Raw genomic sequence first — 19431 nt, forward strand, 5'->3', positions numbered from 1 at the left:
CCGGGACGGTCAGTCGGGGAGGGGGCTGCCGCAGCGGGAGCAGTGGCGGGCGCCGGGCTCGGTGGCGAGACGGCCGCAGTCGGGGCAGACCCGGTGGAGGAGGCAGGCGCTCTCGCCGCCCTCGGGCGAGGCGGTCCCCTCGGGGTGGCCGGTGCCGGGGCGGGGGTGCGTCGACAGGTAGGTCATCCCGTCCGGCCCGGCCGTCAGCGCACGGGGGGGGGCCTGCGGCAGCCAGGCCGCCGTATGCGCCTGCAGCTGCCTCGGGCCGTCCCGGGTGTCCAGGGTCCCGGCGCCCTGCAGGACGACGATCAGGACGTCCGGGCCGGCCTCGAAGCCTTCCGTCCGGGACGCGCCGGGGCCCAGGCGGATGAGGCGGGAGTCCAGTCCGCTCCTGCTCCCGGTCAGCCGCCCCGGGGCGTCGCTCGCCTCGGGCGCCGCTGCGGCGGTCACCGCGTCGAGGTCGGTCAGCACCTCGCCGGGGTGTGAGGGGCTCGTCGTCATCGTGCTCGTCCTTCCCGGCGCCGGATCCGGTGCTCCGGAGGTCCGCGCGGCCCTCGGCTGCGCTCCCGACGTCATACCCGCCCGCGGTGATCGAACACCCGGCGGATAAAGTGGGGCGGATCGCCACCGCACTGGCCTGATCTGACCTGCCCGGCCCGCCGGCCGCCCGACCGGAAATGCGCCCCACCCCATGAGCCCCGACGCTGCGCTGTGCCCACAGCGCACACCAGTGCCCGCACCCGCCTCCGCCCCTGTGGTCCTGCCTGCGCCCGTGCCGAACCGGCCGACGGGCCGGGGCCGTGCTCCGGCCCGGCCCACGGCGGCAGCCGCCCTGCACAGCATCAGCGCGGTGACCGCCGTCCTGCTGGGCCTCGTCGCGATCGGCGCCATGATCCACGAGCCGGTGCTCATCCCGCCGCTGGCCGCGACGGCGGCGCTGGTGCACAGTGCCCCCACCCTGCCGCTGGCCCAGCCGCGCAGCGTGATCATCGGGCACCTGATGGGGGCGGCCGCCGGCTACGCCGTCCTCTCGGTGGCCGGCAGCAGCGCCTGGGCGGCGGCCGTGGCGGCCGGTGCCACCCTCGCGCTGAACACGCTCGCCCGTACCCCGCATTCGCCGGCGGTCGCCAGCTCCGTGGTCGTCGTCCTCCAGACCCCGGCCCCCGCACGGTTCATCCCGCTGCTGTTCGGCTCGACGGTCCTGCTGGTCCTGACCGGCTACGCGGCCTCCCGCGTCCGCCCCAAGGCCCCGAGGTACCCCGCCTACTGGTGGTGACCGCGGGGCCTCTCAGGCCGGGACCTCCGCGCCGGCCTCCGCCGCTTGCGCCGACGCGAGCGCGGCGACCCGGCGGTTCACCACGACCGTGGCCGCCGCCGCGCTCAGGGTGAAGGCCAGGATCACGGCGCCCGGGCGGTTCAGCCGGTGCCCGGCGACGTGGTCCAGCGAGTAGCAGCCCGGCCCCGCGAGCCCCAGGGCTGCCGCGACGAAGCCGAGGAACGCCGGGTACTCGAAGCCGCCTCCCTGGGCGAAGAACCCCGCCGGGGCGTGTACCGAGACGGCCCCCGCCATGGCGCCCGCGGCGGCCGCGCCCGCAGCCGGGGTCGCCAGCCCCAGCGCGAGCAGCGCCCCGCCGCCCGCCTCGCCGAGGCCGGCCGCGATCGCGCTCTGCCGGCCCGGGGTGAAGCCCATGTGCTCCATGGCCTTCGCCGTGCCCTCGATGCCGCCTCCGCCGAACCAGCCGAAGAGTTTCTGCGTGCCGTGCGCGATGAGCACACCACCCGCTCCGAGGCGCAGGGCGAGCAGCCCGAGGTCTTTGCGGTGCATGAAGGGCATGGAGGTCGGGCCTCTCTGTCGTCGGCACCGCCGGTATCGGCGGCGTAGCGGCCTATCGGCGTAGGCAATCGCCGGTATCCGTTCCCCCGCCGCCCACGCCACACACCGAATCCCCGCCGGATGGCCGCGCACCGCCGGTGGCGCGGCGTCTACTTCTGGGCGTGCTGCCCCAGATAGAACAGCAGCCACACGAAGCCCGCGAACACGTGAGTGCCGAAGATGTAGAAGAAGGCGCGCAGGGCGACCCCCTTCTCCTTCCACTTCTCGTGGTCCGCCGCCGCGGTCGCGTCCTCGGGCGTGTTCTCGCTCACGTGGCCTCTCCCCGGCGGTTGCCTGACACGGCGCCGCATCAAGAGCTGGTCGTTGCACTCCACGGCCCCGCAATCCTAGCGGTGCTCTTCCCCCGGCCCCGGAGCGCTCCCGCGCCCCGGGCGCCCCGCCCGCGCGGGCACCGTCAGCCGAGGTGCGTCGGGGAAGAGGCCGACGGGGTCAGGAGGCGGGGGGCGCCCGTGCCGTCCGCCGGGACCGTCCAGAGGTCGGTGGTGTCCACCGAGCCCTCGGCCGGCAGGGCGTAGGCCACGGTGCGGTCGTCCAGCCAGAAGGCCTGGTCGTCCACACTGCGCTTCTCCGCGAGAGGCTGCTCCCGCAGCGTCCGCAGGTCCATCACGTGCTCGCGCCACAAGGAGGCGCCGCGCGCCACCCGCTTCTTGTAGACGACCCGTGTCCCGTCCGGGGACAGCGACGGGCACTCGACGTTCGGGGCGAGGGTGGTGAGGCTGCGCCGCGCGATCGAGCCCTTCACCAGGTAGGTCTGGCCGGCGGTGCCGAGGGTGGCGTAGAAGGTGTCGTCGTCCTCGGCGAAGGTGACGCCCCAGACGTTCACGTCCGAGGAGGTGTAGGGCCGCCCGTCCCGCAGGACCGAGAACTTCTCCAGGTCCGGTTCGAGCGCCCAGGTACGGGTGTCCACGATCGCGGTGCGGGTGGAGAAGAACGCGGCCCCGTAGGACTCCCCGGAGACGAAGACCGTCCAGGCGGCGAAGTGGCCGCTCGGGGAGACCCGGGCCCGGGACGGAGTGCCCGCGAGCGGGAAGGCGTGCACCGTGTGCAGCTCGGAATCGACGATCAGGGCCTGGTTGTCCTGGGCGAGCGCGCCCGGCGTCGAATTCAGGCAGACGCCGGTCCCGGCGGCCGCGTGGAAGCGCCGGCAGGTGAGGGCGGAGGCGGTCCGCTCCGCCTGCGGTGTCCGGGCCGGGACCGAGACGAGGGCTCCGCGGTGCGGGCCGGGGGCGGCGTTGAGGAAGGCCAGCCCGGCCGGCCGGCCGAGCGTGACCCGGCCCTCCGCGACCGCCGGGTCGCCCTCGCGGGTCTGTCCGGCGCGGGCGGCGGAGCGCAGCACCAGCGTGGTGCCGAGCCCCCCGAGGAGCAGAACGGCCAGCGCGAGTACGAGCAGTCGGCGGGAGCGCGTCATCGGGGATCCTCGGGGCGTCGGGGCGTCGGGGCGTCGGGGCGTCGGGGCCTTGGGACGGTCGGGGTCGGGCCGTCGGGTCCGGCCGTCGGTCATCCGGCGGGCCCGGGAGCTCCGCCCCGGGCCGACGGGCGCAGTACGCGGCCGGCCACCACCGCGCAGCAGCACAGGCCGGCCGCGGCGGAGGCGAGCGCCGGACCCGCGCCCCAGAGGGTCCAGACGGCGCCGAAGGCGAGGGAACAGCCGAAGCGGGCCAGCGCCTGGCCGGTGCCGACGAGGGCGAGGCCGGTGGCCCGCAGCCGCGCGGGGACGGTCGCGCCGACCGCGGCGGGCAGGACCCCGTCGGTGGCGGCGTAGAACAGGCCGTGCAGCGCGAGGACCACGTACGGGAGGGCGGGCAGGCCGGGGGCCCACAGCAGCAGCCCGTATCCGGCCAGCAGGAGCGCGTGCCCGCCGAGGAAGACGCTGCGGCGCCCGATCCGGTCGGCGAGGGCGCCCGCCGGTACGGCCAGCAGCAGGAAGACGGCGGCCGTCCCCAGCGGCAGCAGCGGGAACCAGCGCTCGCCCACACCGGCGCGGTCCTGGAGCAGGAGGTAGAGGAAGGAGTCGCTGACGGTGGTCAGGCCCAGCAGGGCCGCGCACCCCGCCAGCGCGCGCAGCCGGGGCAGGCGCAGCAGGGCCAGCGCCTCCCGCAGGTCCACCCCGCCCGGCTCCGCCGGGGCGCCGGCTCCCGCGAGGCCCGGGCCGGGCTGCGCCCCCGACGGGACGAACAGCACCAGCACCACCACCCCGAGCACGGCCACGCAGGCGCTGACACCGAAGACGGCGTCGTACCCGTCGAGCGTCAGCCCCAGGATGAGGAAGGCGGCGAGGGGACCCAGCAGGGCCCCGGTGGTGTCCATGGCACGGTGCACGCCGAAGGCGCGGCCCTGTAACGCGGCGGGAGTGGAAAGGGAGATCAGTGCGTCGCGCGGGGCGGTGCGCAGGCCCTTCCCGGTGCGCTCCAGGGCGAGGACCGCGCCGAGCGGGCCGAGGCCGTGGGCGAGCAGCAGCAGCGGTTTGCACAGGGCGGACAGGCCGTAGCCGAGGCCGGCGACCAGCTTGTGGTTCCGGACCCGGTCGGCGAGGTGCCCGCCGGCCAGCTGGACCAGGGCGCCGACGCCGTTGTAGACGCCGTCGAGCGCGCCGAAGCCGAGCGGACTCAGGCCCAGCCCGGCGACCAGGTACAGGGGCAGGACCGCGGTGACCATCTCCGAGGAGACGTCGGTGATCAGGCTGACCGTGCCCAGTGCGAGGACGGCAGCGGCGACGCGGGGACCCCGGCCGGGCGCCCTCTCCCGTGCGCCCCCGGGGCCGCCGGGCGCGGAGCGGTCCGCGAGGTACATGCTCTGGGGCTCCCGGTGCCGGCGGTCTCGATCACTCGTGTCTGGATCACTCGTACGTGTGGGTGAACCCTAGTGCGGCGGCGGCTCGACTGCCCGGCATACGGCCTGATTCGGCAAGGGGACGTCAGCCCTGCCGCCGGCTGCTCTCGTCGCGCAGCCACGTGGAGAAGTCGCCGGCCCGGACGGCCTTGCGGGCGCCCCGGCGGGCGGCGAGGGCCGCCACGGCGAACACCGCCACCCCGGGCAGCAGACCGGGCCGCTCCCGCAGCAGGGCCCGCAGGTCACCCGCACTGGTGCGCGCCGAGGGGACGCCCGCCTCCGGGGCCGCCGACGCCTGGTGGCGCTCAAGCTCGGCGGAGGAAGTCGCCGCTCGGATCCGCCGCTTGATCAGATCGGCCCAGGTGCGCGGAGGGTGCACCACCACCCGGGCCTCCTCGACCACGCACCGCTCGTGCGGCCCGAAGGCGAGCGAGGCGGCCAGGTCGTCGGCCATCAGGGGCGGCAGGGCGGCGATCCGGGCGTGCCCCGGCCCGGACACCGCGATGACCCCGCGCCCGAACAGCCCCTCGCGGACGGCCGGGAGCCGCTCCCACACCCGGTAGTACGCCCGGACCGCCCAGGCGCAGCCCGCCAGCGGGATGTCCCGCCCGGGGGCCGCGGCGAGCAGCTCCGGACGGGCGGCGAGGGCGCCGGCCAGGGCCCGTACGTCCCGCGCCCCGAGCACGACGTCGGCGTCCACGTACAGCCGGGGGAAGCCCCGCGCGTGCTCGTCGCCCACCCGGAGCGCCGTGTGCTTGGAAGGGACCGGGATTTCCACGACCCGTACTCGCGGCCCCCGCGCGGCCGCCACCGCGGCGGTGTCGTCCGTACAGCCGTTGCACACCACGACGATGTCGGGCCCCGGTTCCGGGCCGTCCGCCAGGAGCGCATCGAGGAGCCGGCCGAGGACCCGGCCCTCGTTGTGGGCCGGGATCACGATGCTGGTCACCCCGGAAGTATGCACGCTCGAACGCCCGCGCCCCCCGTTTCCGTCAACTCCCCCCGGGGGTAGGTCGGGTGGTCTAGATTGAACGCAGCCGACCGGATTCGGCGTGCTTCGGCGACGCTGCGATCCAGCCGGAGCAGGGCAGTTGGGCAAGTACGGGTTCGGCGGCGTGGGGGAAACAGGCCGCCTGCCCGGGGCCGGACCGGCGCGAGGGGTGCCGGACGGCCGGGGGGCGGAAGTACGCGGAACACGCGGGCAGCGGTTGTGGGGGGCCATCACCGTCGGGAGGGTCAGGCACGGGTCGCGCAGGCACCCGGGCCTTCGTCGACGGCACCCCCTTCCTTCGCACGCGTCCGTCGCGTCCTTCCTTCACATGCGTCCCGGCCATGGGTTGTCGACACGCCGGCCGGCGTGTGCGCAGGAAGGGGAACGCTGTGAAGGACACCGCGAGGAACGCGGGGCGTGACGCCGGGGCCGGGGCCCCGGCCCCGGGACCGGTGGAGCCGTTAGGCGTCGCCGTCGTCGGCGCGGGCTACTGGGGGCCCAATCTCGTCCGCAACTTCCAGTCCAGTGCGGAGTTCCGGCTCCGCTGGCTGTGCGATCTGGACGTGGACCGGGCCCGCAGGGTCCTCGGCGGGTACTCGACGGTCCAGGCGACCGCGGACTACGCGGCGGTCCTCGCCGACCCGGCCGTCGACGCCGTGGCCGTGGCCACCCCGGCCGGCACCCACCTCGACGTCGCCCTGGCCGCCCTGCGCGCCGGCAAGCACGTGCTCGTCGAGAAGCCCCTCGCCGCCACGTACGAGGACGGCCTGAGGCTGGTGACCGAGGCCGAGGAACGCGGTCTCACCCTCATGTGCGACCACACCTACTGCTACACCCCGGCCGTGGCCCGCATCCGGGAGATGGTCCGCTCCGGTGAACTCGGCGACATCCAGTTCGTCGACTCCGTCCGGATCAACCTCGGGCTCGTCCAGAAGGACGTGGACGTCCTGTGGGACCTGGCCCCCCACGACCTCTCGGTCCTCGACTTCATCCTCCCGGACCACGTCCGGCCGGTCGCCGTCGCCGCGACCGGTGCCGACCCGATCGGCGCCGGCCAGTCCTGCGTGGCCTATCTGACGCTCCAGCTCAACACCGGCGCCATCGCGCACGTCCACGTCAACTGGCTGTCCCCGGTGAAGGTCCGCACGACCATGGTCGGAGGCTCCAAGCGCACCCTGGTGTGGGACGACCTCAACCCCACCCAGCGCGTGGCGGTGTACGACCGCGGAGTGGACCTCACCGCCCCCCAGGAGATCGGCGCGGACGAGCGCCGCGACATGCTCGTCTCCTACCGGAGCGGCGACATGGTGGCGCCCGCGCTCGTCGAGAAGGAAGCCCTGCGCACCATGGTCGAGGAGTTCGCCGCCGCGATCCGGACGCGCCGGCCGGCGCAGACCGACGGCCGGGCGGGCCTGCAGGTCCTCGACATCCTCGAAGCAGCCTCCCGGAGCCTTGAGTTCCGCGGCGCGGTCGTCGGACTGCGCACCGGTCGCTGACCCTTCGGCACGACACACCATGACCGACTCAGTAGGGGCGAGGCGTTGAGCAGCGTACGAGGCAAGAGGATTCTGGTCACCGGCGGAGCGGGCACGATCGGCTCGCACGTGGTGGACCTGCTGGTGGACCACGGGGCCCGCGAGATCGTGGTGCTCGACAACTTCGTGCGGGGGCGGAGCGCCAACCTGGCCCGCGCCCTGCCCAGCGGCGTCGTGGACGTCGTCGAGGGCGACATCCGCGACACGGCCGCCGTGCGCAAGGCGACCGAGGGCGCCGACCTGGTGTTCCACCTGGCCGCCATCCGGATCACCCAGTGCGCCGAGGAACCGCGGCTCGCGAACGAGGTGATGGTCGACGGCACCTTCAACGTACTGGAGGCCGCGGCGGCCGTCGGGGTGGGCAAGGTGATCGCCTCGTCCTCGGCCTCGGTCTACGGGCTGGCGGAGGCCTTCCCCACCACCGAGCGCCACCACCCGTACAACAACGACACCTTCTACGGGGCGGCGAAGGCCTTCAACGAGGGCATGCTGCGCAGCTTCCACTCCATGTACGGCCTGGACTACGTCGCACTGCGCTACTTCAACGTGTACGGGCCCCGGATGGACATCCACGGCCTCTACACCGAGGTGCTGATCCGGTGGATGGAGCGGATCGCCGCGGGCGAGCCCCCGCTGATCCTCGGCGACGGCACCCAGACCATGGACTTCGTCCACGTCAGGGACATCGCGCGGGCCAACCTGCTGGCCGCCGAATCGGACCTGACCGACGAGGTGTTCAACGTCGCGAGCGGCACGGAGACGAGCCTCCTCGAACTGGCGCTGGCCCTGCTGGAGGCCATGGGCGCGGACGGCCTGGTGCCCGAGCACGGCCCCGCGCGCGCCGTGAACGGGGTGACCCGCCGGCTCGCGGACACCTCGCAGGCCGCGGCGCGCCTCGGCTTCACGGCCGGGATCGACCTGCGCGGCGGTCTGCGGGACCTGGTGGACTGGTGGCGGGCCGAACGCGCGGCCGACGCGACCGCCGGCACCGTCACCGGCTCCGCCATCGCCGCAAGCAACCCCGCCGCCGGCACCGGCGCGCCCGGGGAGGCGGGGCGATGAGCACCGGCAGCCCCACACCCGCCCGCATCCCGGTGATGGTCCCGTGGCTCGGCGAGGAGGAGGCACGCGCCGCCGCCGACGCGGTCCTCTCCGGCTGGGTCGCCCAGGGCCCCCGCGTCGCGGAGTTCGAGCGGGCCTTCGCCGAACGGGTCGGCGCCGAGCACGGCATCGCGGTGAGCTCGTGCACCACCGCCCTGCACCTGGCGCTGATCGCCCTGGACCTCGGCCCGGGCGACGAGGTGGTCGTCCCCTCCCTGTCGTTCATCGCCACGGCCAACGCCGTGCGCTACGTGGGCGCGCACCCGGTCTTCGCCGACGTCGAGGAAGCCACCGGGAACCTGACCCCGGCCACCGTGGCCGCGGTGCGCACCCCGCGGACGAAGGCGGTGCTCGCCGTCCACCAGGGCGGGGTGCCGGCGGACGTGCACGCCCTGCGTGCGGCCTGCGCCGACTGGGGCGTCGCCCTGGTCGAGGACGCCGCCTGCGGCATCGGCGCGACCGTGGGCGGCAAGTCCGTCGGCCACGGCGCCCTGCTCGCCGCCTGGTCCTTCCACCCCCGCAAGGTGATCACCACCGGCGAGGGCGGCATGGTCACCACGGACGACGCCCAGTGCGCGCAGCGCCTGCGCCGGCTGCGCGAGCACGGCATGAGCGTGTCCGCGGCCGAGCGGCACGCGAGCAGCAAGCCGATCGCCGAAAGCTACCTGGAGGTCGGCTACAACTACCGGATGACCGACATCCAGGCCGCGGTGGGCCTGGTGCAACTGGGCAGGCTGGACGAGATCGTGGCCCGCCGGCGCGCGCTCGCCGACCGGTACGCGCAGCTGCTCGCCCCCGTTCCGGGCCTGCGCCCGGTCCGCGACCCCGCTCACGGCGAGGGCAACTTCCAGTCGTACTGGGTCCTGCTGACCGAGGACTTCCCCCTGCGCCGGGACGATCTGCTCGCGGTGCTCGCCGGGGCCGGGATCTCGGCCCGGCGCGGGATCATGGCCTCGCACCTGGAACCGGCGTACGCCGGACACGGGGCGGCGGCGCTGCCGGTGACCGAGCGGATCAGCCGGGATTCGCTGATCCTGCCCCTGTTCCACACGATGACGCAGGACCAGCAGGACCGGGTGGTGGCGGTGCTCCGCGAACAGGCCGCCGGATGACCGGCCCGGCCACCGACGACCTGCTCGTCGTGGGCGCGGGCGGCTTCGCCCGAGAGACCGCCCAGGCCGTACGGGACACGGCCGCCGACGACCTCGCGCACGGCCGCGCCCCGCGGTGGCGCCTCGCCGGGCACCTCGACGACGACCCGGCCCTGCACGGCCGTGACGTCGACGGCGTGCCCGTGCTGGGCGCCTGCGGCCTGGTCCACGAGTTGCCGGCCGCCCGGGTGGTGGTCTGCGTCGGCAGCCCGCGCGACTACGCGGTACGGGCCCGCCTGGTACGCCGCCTGGCCCTGCCCGAGGCGCGGTACGCGACGGTGGTCCATCCCACGGCGGCGGTCTCGGTGTCCTCGGTGCTCGGCGCGGGCTCCGTGCTGCTCGCCCACTGCGTGCTGACCGCGGCCGTCCGGGTCGGGGCCCACGTGGCGGTCATGCCGCACACGGTCCTCACCCACGACGACACCGTCGGGGACTTCGCGACGCTCGCCTCGGGGGTCCGCCTCGGCGGCGGGGTGCGGCTGGGGCGGGGGGCGTACGTGGGCGCGGGTGCGCTGGTCCGGGAGTACACCACGATCGGCGCCTGGTCGCTGACGGGCATGGGCAGCACGGTCCTGGCCGATGTACCGCCCGGCGAGGTGTGGGCCGGAAGTCCCGCCCGCCGGCTGCGCGAGGCGGACGGCCCGGCGCTCGACGAGCTGCGGGCCGAGGGCAAGGAGAGCAGCGGCCGCAGGCCGCGGACACGGATGGGGAGCACAACCGGATGAACCAGATACCGCTCGTCGACCTGAAGGCCGCGCACGCCGAGGTCGCCGGGGAGTTACGCGCCGGCTTCGACCGGGTGCTCGCCGACACCGCCTTCATCGGCGGCGAGGAGGTCCGCGCCTTCGAGCGCGAGTACGCCGCCTTCTCCGGGGTCGGGCACTGCGTCGGCGTCGCCAACGGCACCGACGCGCTGGAACTGGCCCTGCGGGCGAGCGGGGTGGGCGTCGGGGACGAGGTGGTGCTGCCCGCCAACACGTTCATCGCCACCGCCGGAGCCGTCGCCCGGATCGGCGCCCGGCCGGTCCTCGTGGACTGCCTCCCCGACACCCTGCTGATGGACCCGCAGGCCGCACTGGACGCGGTCGGCAAGGCCACGCGGGCCGTGGTCCCGGTCCACCTGTACGGGCAGTGCGCCGCCGCAGCGGAGCTGGCCGCGCGGCTGCCCGCGCACGTCAAGGTCGTGGAAGACGCCGCGCAGAGCCAGGGCGCGAGCCGGGACGGCCGTACCCCCGGAAGTGGGGGGATCGCCGCGACCAGCTTCTACCCGGGCAAGAACCTGGGCGCGTACGGAGACGCCGGCGCGGTGGTGACCGACGACGCGGAGACGGCCGAGCTGGTGCGGGCGCTCGCCAACCACGGCGGCACCGCCAAGTATCGCCACGACGTCGCCGGGTTCAACAGCCGGCTGGACGGACTCCAGGCCGTGGTGCTGCGGGCGAAACTGGCCCGGCTCGCCGAGGGAAACGCCGCCCGCCGCGCGGCCGCCGCCCGCTACGACGCGCTGCTGGGCGAGCAGGCCGCTGCCGGACGCCTGACCCTGCCGGTCACCGCCGAGGGCAACGTCCACGTGTGGCACCTCTACGTCGTCCGTGTCCACGGCGCCGACCGTGACGCCGTCGTCGGCAAGCTCAACGCCGAGGGGATCGGCGCGGGCGTGCACTACCCGGCCCCGGTGCACCTCACCCCGGCCTTCGCCCACCTCGGCCACGGACGCGGGGACTTCCCGCACGCGGAGCGGGCCGCGGACCGGATGCTCTCCCTCCCGCTCTTCCCGCAGATCACCGCCGCCCAACAGGAGCGGGTCGTGGACGCACTCACCGGCGCCCTGCGCTGACGCACCGTGCTGACGTAAAAAAGAGGTACAGATGAACAGACGGACAAGGCTGCTCCGGTACGGCCTCTTCACCGTGATCGCGGCCCTGTTGGGCGCGGTCCTCCCTCCCTCCGCGGTGGCGGGTGCGGCGGACCCCTGCGGTCCCGGCACGAACGCGATCGTGTGCGAGAACTCCAAGCCGGGCACGCCGATGTCCGACTGGTTCGCGCCCAGCGCCTACGGTGACATCAAGGGCTTCAGCGCCCAGACGAGCGTCCAGCCGGGCGAAACCGTGCAGTTCAAGGTCCAGTCGCCGTCCCCGTACCGGATCTCGGTCTACCGGCTGGGCCACTACGGGGGCAACGGCGCCCGCCTGCAGTCGACCGAGGCCCAGGCGGCCCAGACCTACCCGGCGAACGTGCTGGCCGGCGGCAACCCGCGCAGCTGCACCACCAAGGCCGCCACCGGCCTGGTCGACTGCGGCAACTGGCCCGTCACCGCGACCTGGACCGTACCGGCCGATGCCGTCTCGGGCGTGTACATCGCCAACCTCGACCAGGCGGACGGCAACGGGGTCATGCCCTATCCCTTCGTCGTCCGCAACGACGCCTCCCACTCCGACATCGTCGTCCAGACCAGTGACCAGACCTGGCAGGCCTACAACAACTACGGCGGCCAGGACCTCTACGACGGCGGCGGACCCGCCCCCGACGGCCGGGCGTACGAGGTCAGCTACAACCGGCCGATGGACATCGGCGGGGAGAACGGGATCTACGGGTCCGAGTTCCAGATGATCGCCTGGCTGGAGCGCAACGGGTACGACGTGAGCTACATGTCCGGGATCGACATGTCGACCCGCGGCGCGACGCAGCTGCGCAACCACAAGGTCTTCATGTCCTCCGGACACGACGAGTACTGGACTCAGGAGCAGTTCACCAACGCCCTGGGCGCGCGCCGCGCCGGAGTCCACCAGACCTACTTCAGCGGCAACGAAGTCTTCTGGAAGACCCGCCTCGCCCCGAGCATCGACGGCGCCGCCACGGCGAACCGGACACTGGTCTGCTACAAGGAGACCAAGCTCTCCTTCCCCCAGCCCAACGGCGTCCCCGACCCCAGCGGCATCTGGACGGGCACCTTCATGGACCCGGCCAGCGCCGCGAACGGGCGGCCCTACCAGCCGCAGAACCAGCTGACCGGCTCCCTGTTCAGCGTCAACGGCTACCGCAGTGACGCGATCACCGTCCCGGGCTCGTTCGCCAGGATGCGGCTGTGGCGGAACACCACCGTCGCGAGCCTGACCCCCTCCCAGACCGCCACCTTCCCCGTCGGCACCCTCGGCTACGAGTGGGACAGCGACGTGGAGGACGCGGCCCGCCCGCCCGGACAGATCCAGCTCTCGTCCACGACGGTGGACATCAACGACGGGAAGCTGCGGCTCGACTACGGGAACACGTACGGGAACGGCACCGCGACCCACAGCCTGCTCGCCTTCCGTGACCAGACCTCCCACGCGCTCGTCTTCGGCACCGGCACCGTCCAGTGGTCCTGGGGCCTGACCAACATGCCCACGGGCAACCCCGACGACGCGGTGGTCACCGAGGACAAGCGGATGCAGCAGGCCACGGTGAACGTCTTCGCCGACATGGGCGTCCAGCCGGGCTCCCTGCAGACCGACCTCGTCCGGGCGACCGCGTCCACGGACGCCACGGGCCCCGCCGTCACGGTGACCAGCCCGGCGGCGAACGCCACGGTGCCCGCCCTGCGCCCGGTGACCATCACGGGCACCGCCGCCGACAGCGGCGGCGGCGTGGTGGCCCGGGTGGAGGTCTCCACCGACGGCGGGACCACCTGGAAGGCGACCACGGGCATCGGTTCGTGGAGCTACAAGTGGACCCCCACCGCGCCCGGAACCGCCCAGATCAAGGTCCGCGCCGTCGACGACAGCGTCAACATCGGCGCCACCACCACCGTGCCGCTGACCGTCGGCCCCCAGCAGTGCCCCTGCACCGTCTGGCCGGCCGCGGCCGTACCGGGCACCGTCAACGCCGGCGACGGCAGCGCCGTCGAACTCGGCGTGAAGATCCGTACCACCGCGCCCGGTTCCATCACCGGCGTACGCTTCTACAAGTCACCCGCCAACACCGGCACCCACACCGGCAGCCTGTGGAGCAGCACGGGCCAGCGCCTGGCCACGGGCACCTTCACCAACGAGACGGCCTCCGGCTGGCAGCAGCTGAACTTCTCCTCGCCGGTCCCGGTGAAGGCCAACACCACCTACATCGCCTCCTACTTCGCCCCGCACGGCGGGTACTCCCACGACACCACCTTCGCCTCGTCCGACGCGGGCCTGGCCCCGCTGACCGCACTGCGCAGCGGCACCGACGGCGGGAACGGCGTCTACCGCTACAGCGCCACCGGCGGATTCCCCTCCACGGCCTCCTCCGGCAGCAACTACTGGGTGGACGCCGTCCTGGACACCTCCACCGCCAGCACGACGCCGCCCACCGTCACCTCCACCACACCCCAGTCCGCCGCGACGGGCACCGCGATCACCACGGCGGTGAAGGCCACCTTCAACGAGGCCGTCGACGCGGACACGCTGGTGTTCACCCTGAAGGACGCGGGCGGCGCCACCGTCCCGGGCAGCAAGGTCCTCGACGCCTCCAACAGCGCCACCTTTACCCCCTCCACCGAGCTGGGGCTGAACAGCACCTACACGGCGTCCGTGCAGAGCGCCGACCTGTGGGGCAACACCATGGCCGCTCCCGTGACCTGGACCTTCACCACCAGCGCGAGCCCACCGACGGTGAACTGCCCCTGCACCCTGTGGAGTCCGGCCACCCAGCCGACCACCGCCGCCGTCGGGGACGACACGAACTCCGTCGAGCTGGGCACCCGCTTCCAGTCCGCCGTGAACGGCTACGTCACCGGCATCACCTTCTACAAGGGCCCGGGCAACACCGGCACCCACACCGGCAGCCTCTGGTCCGCCGACGGCACGCTCCTGGCCACCGGAACCTTCGGCAGCGAGACCCTCTCCGGCTGGCAGCAGCTCCACTTCGCCACCCCGGTGCCGGTCACCGCAGGCACCTCCTACGTGGCCTCCTACCACGCGCCGAACGGCAAGTACGCGGTCGACGGCGGCTACTTCACGGCAGCGCACCGCTCCTACCCGCTGGTCGCCCCCGCCGACGGCAGCGGAGGCGCCAACGGTCTCTACACGTACGGGACGGCGACCGCCTTCCCCACCCACACCTTCGGCTCGGTGAACTACTGGGTCGGCCCCGTCTTCACCACCACGCCGCCGGCCGCCCTCGCCGCCGACGGCTCGAACGGTTCGACGGAGGTGTCCGGCCGGTGAGCACCGTCAGCGTGGTGATCCCCTGCTACAAGTACGGCCACTTCCTGGCCGACTGCGTCAAGAGCGTCCTCGACGAACAGGACGGCGTCGACGTACGGGTACTGATCATCGACGACGCCTCTCCCGACGACTCCGCGGACGTCGCCCGCGCCCTGGCCGCCTCGGACCCCCGGATCGAGGTCCGGGTCCACGAGCGCAACCAGGGTCATATCGCCACCTACAACGAGGGCCTCCTGGAGTGGGCCGACGGGGACTACACCGCCCTGCTCTCGGCCGACGACCGGCTGGTGCCCGGGGCCCTGGTGCGCGCCGCCGCCCTGCTCGACGCACACCCCGAAGCCGGCTTCTGCTACGGCAGACCGCTGAAGTTCCGCCACGGCGGGCCGCTCCCCGCGGCCCGCACCCGCAGCACCGGCTCGGTGGTCTACCCGGGACGGTGGTGGCTGGAACGGCGCTTCCGGGAGGGCACGGGCTGCATCACCTCGCCCGAGGTGGTCGTCCGCAGCAGCCTCCAGCGCAAGGTCGGGGGCTACGACCCCGAACTCCCGCACGCCGGGGACATCGAGATGTGGATGCGGCTCGCGGCGCACGCCGACGTCGGCTACGTCCGCGGGGCCGACCAGGCCTTCTACCGCGTCCACGGCAACAACATGTCCACCACGGACTTCGGCGGCCAGCTCGACGACCTGCGCCAGCGGCTCGTCGCCTTCGACTCGGTCCTGGAGAAGTGCGCCGGCCTGCTGCCCGAGGCGGACCGCCTGTCCACGGCGGCCCGCACCCGGCTCGCCCGGTACGCGCTGCGGCGGGCCTACCGCGCCTACGACCGCGGACGTACCGGGGTGGTGCCGGTGGAGGAGCTGGAGGCCTTCGCCGCCGCATGCCTGCCCGAGTACACCGGGCTCGCCGAGTACCGGGCGCTGCTCAGACGCCGGAGGATCGGGGCCCGGGTGATGCCGTACCTCCAGCCGCTGGTGCTCTCGGCCGTCGCCGACCGGGGCCGCGAATGGCTGTGGTGGCAGTCGTGGAAACGCCGGGGGATCTGATGCACGCCCAGCACGGCTCAGCCGGCTGCCGCGGCCGCGGGAACCCGGCTCTCGGCGGCCCGATCCGGACCGGCGTCGGCGCGCTCGCGCCGGCGCCGGCTGCGGCCCGCCGACAGCCGCTCGGTCCACAGCGCGCCCGCCACGGCGCAGAGCGCGGCCAGCAGTGCCGTCCCGGCCAGCCCGCGGCTCTTGGTCCCGGTCTGCGCGACCGAGGTCGGCGGCACCAGCAGGGTCACGCTCATCCGCGCCGCGGCCGGGATCTGCTGCTCGTCCTGCAGGGCCGTCAGGTGCCCGGTGTAGACCTCGATCACCTTCCGCACGGTCCGGTCGGCCACGGCCGGATCGGCGTGCTCCGCCTGTACCTGCAGGGAGGGGATCAGATAGCGCGGGGTGACGCTGGTGCCGCTGTTGCGCGGGATCAGCCGGTACGTGCCCTGCACGCCCGCGGCGCGCAGCTCGACCGCCCCGGCGGGGGAGTCCAGCTGCTGCACCGCCGCATAGGAGACGGCGGCGAGCGGCGGCTGGAGGTTGGCGAGCTGGTTCGGATGGGTCCCGGTCGCCGGGGGCTTCAGCACGACGATCGCCGAACTCACGTGGGTGACGGCCGGGTGGAGCACCTGCAGGGCTCCGACGGCCGCGAGGACCGCCGCCAGGAGCAGGACGTACCAGCGGCGGCGCAGCGTGCGGAACAACTCTCCGGGCGACACAGGATTCCTTCCGTCGCGATCGATCTTTCCAGGACGCCGGGCGGCCCGCCATCGGTTCCGGCAGCTCGCCGGAGGCGCTCGTGAACATCGGTGAGATCGGCGCGGTCCTGCGGCGCCGCTGGTACGTGATGGTGCCCCTGACGCTGATCGGACTCCTCGCCGGGCTGCACCTGTACCGGTCCGTGCCGGTGTCCTACCAGTCCCAGAGCTCGGTGGCCCTGCTCGACTCCACGGCGGTCGCCGAACTGGCCCCGGCCTTCGGCAACCCCATCGCGAACGCGGGCGGTTCGCTGGTCGTGACCGCCGACGTGCTGATCAGGACCCTGTCGGGAGCCGACGCGGCCCGGGACCTGCACGGCCTCGGCGTCACCGACCCTTACACGGTCGGCTTCGCGGCGAACACCTCGGGGCCGCTGCTGACCCTGACCGTCACCGGCACCGACCGGGCCAAGGTGCTTCAGGAGACGAACACCCTCACCGTCTTCGCCGGAGAACAGCTGGGCGCCCTCCAGGCGGCCGCCAAGGTGGAGCCCGCCTACTTCGTGCAGACGGCCCCGGTGGTGCTGCCGCAGACCCCGAGGCCCCAGCTCAAGAGCCGCTACCAGCAGGTGCTGGCGGTGGTCATCGCCGGTGTCACCGCCGGGTTCACCCTCTCCTTCGTCACCGAGAGCGTGGTCGCGGCCCTGCGCCGCAGGCGTGAGGCCTCCGCCCCGACCGGGGCGGCGCGGACGCGCGGACGGCGCAGGGCCCGGATCCGGGAGCTCGACGCCACCGCGATCCTCACCGGCTACCTCGTTCTGGCCTTCTTCATCCCCTCGAACCTGACCCTGCCGGGACTGGGCGGGGTGGGAACCCCGGCCAACGTATGGGCGCTGCTCGGGCTGTTCTGGTACCTGGCCACCTGGATGACCGGCCGCATCCGGCCGCCCGCGGGCACACGGCTGCCCCGGGTCGTGGTGTGGCTGCTGGCCGTCTCGGTGCTCGCCTCCTACCTGGCGAACGCCTCCCGGGGCAGCTCGCACAAGGAGGTGCTCGGGGCGGACCGGGGGCTGATCGGGCTGCTCGTCTGGGTGTCCCTGGTCGTGCTGGTCACGGCCGGCATCCAGGACCGGGCCCGCCTCGACGTGCTGCTGCGGCGGGCCGTGGTGATGGCCGCCGTGGTCGCCGCCATCGGCTACTACGACTTCTTCACCGCGACCAACATCGCCGAGCGCATCAGCATCCCGGGGCTCCGGTCGAGCGTCGCGCAGATCACCGCCATGGACCGCGGGGCGTTCACCCGGCCGCGCTCCACCACCGCCCAGCCCCTGGAGTTCGGCGGCATGCTCGCCCTGCTGCTGCCGTTCGCCGTGCAGCAGGCCTTCGACCCGGTCCGCCGGCACCTGAGCGGCCTGCGCCGCTGGGGGGCGGTGGCCCTGATGGGCGGCGCCCTGCCGCTGACGGTGTCGCGGACCTCCATCATCGGGGCGCTGATCGTGGTGCTGGTGATGGTGCCTCGGTGGAAGCCGCAGCGGCGGTGGACCGCGATCGGCCTGCTCCTGGGTTCCGTCGCCTGCTTCAAGGTCCTCGTTCCCGGGCTGATCGGCACCATCACCACCCTCTTCGGGTCCTTCCTGTCGAACTCCGACAGCAGTACCCAGGCCCGTACCGTCAAGTACAGCGCGATCGTGCCCTACCTCGAAGAGCACCCCCTGTTCGGGCGGGGCCTGGGCACCTTCACCCCGGACCTCTACTTCTTCACCGACAACCAGTACATGCTGACCCTCGCGGAGATGGGACTGCTCGGCCTCGTCGCGCTCCTGGCCCTGTTCCTCACGGGGATCCACCAGGGCGGGGCCATCCGCCGCCTCGCCGCGAGCGAGTCCGACCGGGAGCTGGGGCAGGCCTACTTCGCCTCCGCCCTCGTCGCCCTGGTCAGCAGCGCCACCTTCGACGCCCTCAGTTTCCCGATGTTCGCCGGGCTGTTCTTCCTGACGATCGCCGCCGGCGGCAGTCACCTCGGCTTCCTGCGGCGCGCGGCGCCGAAGCCCCCGACCGTGGAGTCCCCATGCCCTCCCCTCACCCCGCCGCGGGTACCGGTCCCGTAGCCGTCCTCGTCGTCACCTGGAACAGCGCCCGGGTCCTGCCCGGGTTCCTCGCCTCCCTGCCGGACGGCATGGCCGGACTGGACTGGCGCCTGGTCGTCGCCGACAACGACTCCGCCGACGGCACCGTCGACGTGGTCCGTTCCCTGGCCCCGGACGCGACGGTCGTCCAGACCGGCCGCAACGCCGGGTACGCGGCCGGGGTGAACGCCGCCCTGGAGGCCGCCGCCGGGTGGGAGGGCGGCTTCCGTGCCGCTCTCGTGTGCAACGCCGACATCCGGATGCGACGGGGCACCGCCCGGCTGCTCGTCGACGCACTCGACGCCCCCCTCTCCGGCGGCCGCACCGTGGGCATCAGCGTCCCCCTGCTGTACGAGGAGGACGGGACACTGCACCACTCGCTGCGCCGCGAGTCCCGCGTCACGCGCGCGCTCGGCGAGGCGGTGGTGGGCAACCGCCGCGCGGGGCGCTTCCCGCGGTGGAGCGAACTGGTCACCGACCCGTCCGCGTACCGGCGGCCGACGGTCGCCGACTGGGCGACCGGCGCCCTGATGGCACTCTCCCGGGCCTGCCTGGACGCCTGCGGCCCCTGGGACGAATCGTTCTTCCTGTACTCGGAGGAGACCGAATACTGCCTGCGCGCCCGCGACCGGGGTTTCGTCACCCGGCTCCGGCCCGAGGCCTCGGCCACCCACCTCGGCGGGGACTCGCAGGTGTCGCCGCGCCTGTGGACGCTGCTCACCCTCAACCGCGTACGGCTCTACGGCCGCCGGCACGGCCGGCTGGCCACGGCCGCCTTCCGCGGCGCCGTCCTGCTGAGGGAAGGCTCGCGGGCCCTGCTCGGCCGCCCCGCGAGCCGTGCGGCGGCGCGGGCCCTGGCCAGCCCCTCCGCTCTGCGGGTCACGCCGGGACCCTGACC

Annotated in this window: 17 protein-coding genes; 10 read left to right on the plus strand and 7 right to left on the minus strand. The window is 73.9% G+C overall.

The annotated features are described in order from the left end of the window. Nucleotides 1-9: 9 nt before the first annotated feature. On the minus strand, nt 10-501 hold the full coding sequence (locus ABZ128_RS24690) for a hypothetical protein (protein ID WP_356850978.1): 492 nt from the start codon (nt 499-501) through the stop codon (nt 10-12). 271 nt (nt 502-772) lie between these two features. Here ABZ128_RS24690 and ABZ128_RS24695 point away from each other — a divergent pair, with 271 nt between their 5' ends. Continuing rightward, nucleotides 773-1276: an HPP family protein gene (locus tag ABZ128_RS24695; RefSeq protein ID WP_356850979.1), complete on the plus strand. Its 504-nt coding sequence runs from the start codon at nt 773-775 to the stop codon at nt 1274-1276. Between the two features lie 12 nt (nt 1277-1288). Here the strand turns inward: ABZ128_RS24695 and ABZ128_RS24700 are convergent, their stop codons facing one another. The 5 genes from ABZ128_RS24700 to ABZ128_RS24720 form a co-directional block, all read right to left on the minus strand. Then, nucleotides 1289-1834 (minus strand): DoxX family membrane protein, encoded by a 546-nt coding sequence (locus ABZ128_RS24700; protein WP_356850980.1) that lies wholly within the window; start codon nt 1832-1834, stop codon nt 1289-1291. 149 nt (nt 1835-1983) lie between these two features. Then, nucleotides 1984-2145: a DUF6126 family protein gene (locus ABZ128_RS24705; RefSeq protein ID WP_356850981.1), complete on the minus strand. Its 162-nt coding sequence runs from the start codon at nt 2143-2145 to the stop codon at nt 1984-1986. A 143-nt stretch (nt 2146-2288) separates the two neighbouring features. Next, the gene (locus ABZ128_RS24710) at nt 2289-3302 is read right to left on the minus strand and encodes a TolB-like translocation protein (protein ID WP_356850982.1); all 1014 of its coding nucleotides are present in this window, start codon (nt 3300-3302) and stop codon (nt 2289-2291) included. An 89-nt stretch (nt 3303-3391) separates the two neighbouring features. Next, nucleotides 3392-4684: an MFS transporter gene (locus tag ABZ128_RS24715; protein ID WP_356850983.1), complete on the minus strand. Its 1293-nt coding sequence runs from the start codon at nt 4682-4684 to the stop codon at nt 3392-3394. A gap of 124 nt (nt 4685-4808) precedes the next feature. Then, nucleotides 4809-5672, minus strand: coding sequence for a glycosyltransferase family 2 protein (locus ABZ128_RS24720; protein ID WP_356850984.1), 864 nt, complete (start codon nt 5670-5672; stop codon nt 4809-4811). Nucleotides 5673-6166: 494 nt separating this feature from the next. Between ABZ128_RS24720 and ABZ128_RS24725 the strand changes: the two genes are divergently transcribed. Genes ABZ128_RS24725 through ABZ128_RS24755 form a run of 7 tightly spaced genes read left to right on the plus strand, consistent with a single transcriptional unit; the run spans nt 6167 to nt 15721 of the window. Then, on the plus strand, nt 6167-7210 hold the full coding sequence (locus tag ABZ128_RS24725) for a Gfo/Idh/MocA family oxidoreductase (RefSeq protein WP_356850985.1): 1044 nt from the start codon (nt 6167-6169) through the stop codon (nt 7208-7210). A 45-nt stretch (nt 7211-7255) separates the two neighbouring features. Beyond that, on the plus strand, nt 7256-8311 hold the full coding sequence (locus ABZ128_RS24730; RefSeq protein WP_356850986.1) for an NAD-dependent epimerase/dehydratase family protein: 1056 nt from the start codon (nt 7256-7258) through the stop codon (nt 8309-8311). Continuing rightward, the gene (locus ABZ128_RS24735; protein ID WP_356850987.1) at nt 8308-9462 is read left to right on the plus strand and encodes a DegT/DnrJ/EryC1/StrS family aminotransferase; all 1155 of its coding nucleotides are present in this window, start codon (nt 8308-8310) and stop codon (nt 9460-9462) included. Before ABZ128_RS24730 ends, ABZ128_RS24735 begins: the two co-directional genes overlap by 4 nt. Then, entirely contained in the window at nt 9459-10226 is a 768-nt protein-coding gene (locus ABZ128_RS24740) for a NeuD/PglB/VioB family sugar acetyltransferase (protein ID WP_356850988.1), read from the plus strand. The genes ABZ128_RS24735 and ABZ128_RS24740 overlap by 4 nt, the downstream gene beginning before the upstream one ends. Beyond that, a complete protein-coding gene (locus ABZ128_RS24745; RefSeq protein ID WP_356850989.1) occupies nt 10223-11338 on the plus strand; it encodes a DegT/DnrJ/EryC1/StrS family aminotransferase in 1116 nt (371 codons plus the stop codon). The genes ABZ128_RS24740 and ABZ128_RS24745 overlap by 4 nt, the downstream gene beginning before the upstream one ends. 31 nt (nt 11339-11369) lie before the next feature. Beyond that, complete coding sequence (locus ABZ128_RS24750) at nt 11370-14678, plus strand: DUF4082 domain-containing protein (protein ID WP_356850990.1); 3309 nt, start codon at nt 11370-11372, stop codon at nt 14676-14678. Then, on the plus strand, nt 14675-15721 hold the full coding sequence (locus tag ABZ128_RS24755) for a glycosyltransferase (protein WP_356850991.1): 1047 nt from the start codon (nt 14675-14677) through the stop codon (nt 15719-15721). The genes ABZ128_RS24750 and ABZ128_RS24755 overlap by 4 nt, the downstream gene beginning before the upstream one ends. Nucleotides 15722-15738: 17 nt before the next feature. On the opposite strand, the gene ABZ128_RS24760 is transcribed toward ABZ128_RS24755, so the two are convergent. Beyond that, a complete protein-coding gene (locus ABZ128_RS24760; RefSeq protein ID WP_356850992.1) occupies nt 15739-16428 on the minus strand; it encodes a hypothetical protein in 690 nt (229 codons plus the stop codon). A gap of 80 nt (nt 16429-16508) precedes the next feature. On the opposite strand from ABZ128_RS24760, the gene ABZ128_RS24765 reads away from it, so the two are divergent. Both ABZ128_RS24765 and ABZ128_RS24770 read left to right on the plus strand, forming a co-directional pair. Further along, the gene (locus ABZ128_RS24765; RefSeq protein WP_356850993.1) at nt 16509-18515 is read left to right on the plus strand and encodes an O-antigen ligase family protein; all 2007 of its coding nucleotides are present in this window, start codon (nt 16509-16511) and stop codon (nt 18513-18515) included. Continuing rightward, nucleotides 18476-19429: a glycosyltransferase family 2 protein gene (locus ABZ128_RS24770; RefSeq protein ID WP_356850994.1), complete on the plus strand. Its 954-nt coding sequence runs from the start codon at nt 18476-18478 to the stop codon at nt 19427-19429. Before ABZ128_RS24765 ends, ABZ128_RS24770 begins: the two co-directional genes overlap by 40 nt. Nucleotides 19430-19431: the final 2 nt, after the last annotated feature.

It is taken from the genome of Streptomyces sp. NPDC006326, from assembly GCF_040612915.1.
GTDB lineage: Bacteria > Actinomycetota > Actinomycetes > Streptomycetales > Streptomycetaceae > Streptomyces.

What these genes read in the sequence shown, in the direction of transcription:
- ABZ128_RS24690 (WP_356850978.1), bottom strand. Translation starts at nt 501, where the DNA reads ATGACGACGAGCCCCTCACACCCCGGCGAGGTGCTGACCGACCTCGAC.
- ABZ128_RS24700 (WP_356850980.1), bottom strand. Translation starts at nt 1,834, where the DNA reads ATGCCCTTCATGCACCGCAAAGACCTCGGGCTGCTCGCCCTGCGCCTC.
- ABZ128_RS24710 (WP_356850982.1), bottom strand. Translation starts at nt 3,302, where the DNA reads ATGACGCGCTCCCGCCGACTGCTCGTACTCGCGCTGGCCGTTCTGCTC.
- ABZ128_RS24715 (WP_356850983.1), bottom strand. Translation starts at nt 4,684, where the DNA reads ATGTACCTCGCGGACCGCTCCGCGCCCGGCGGCCCCGGGGGCGCACGG.
- ABZ128_RS24735 (WP_356850987.1), top strand. Translation starts at nt 8,308, where the DNA reads ATGAGCACCGGCAGCCCCACACCCGCCCGCATCCCGGTGATGGTCCCG.
- ABZ128_RS24740 (WP_356850988.1), top strand. Translation starts at nt 9,459, where the DNA reads ATGACCGGCCCGGCCACCGACGACCTGCTCGTCGTGGGCGCGGGCGGC.
- ABZ128_RS24745 (WP_356850989.1), top strand. Translation starts at nt 10,223, where the DNA reads ATGAACCAGATACCGCTCGTCGACCTGAAGGCCGCGCACGCCGAGGTC.
- ABZ128_RS24750 (WP_356850990.1), top strand. Translation starts at nt 11,370, where the DNA reads ATGAACAGACGGACAAGGCTGCTCCGGTACGGCCTCTTCACCGTGATC.
- ABZ128_RS24770 (WP_356850994.1), top strand. Translation starts at nt 18,476, where the DNA reads ATGCCCTCCCCTCACCCCGCCGCGGGTACCGGTCCCGTAGCCGTCCTC.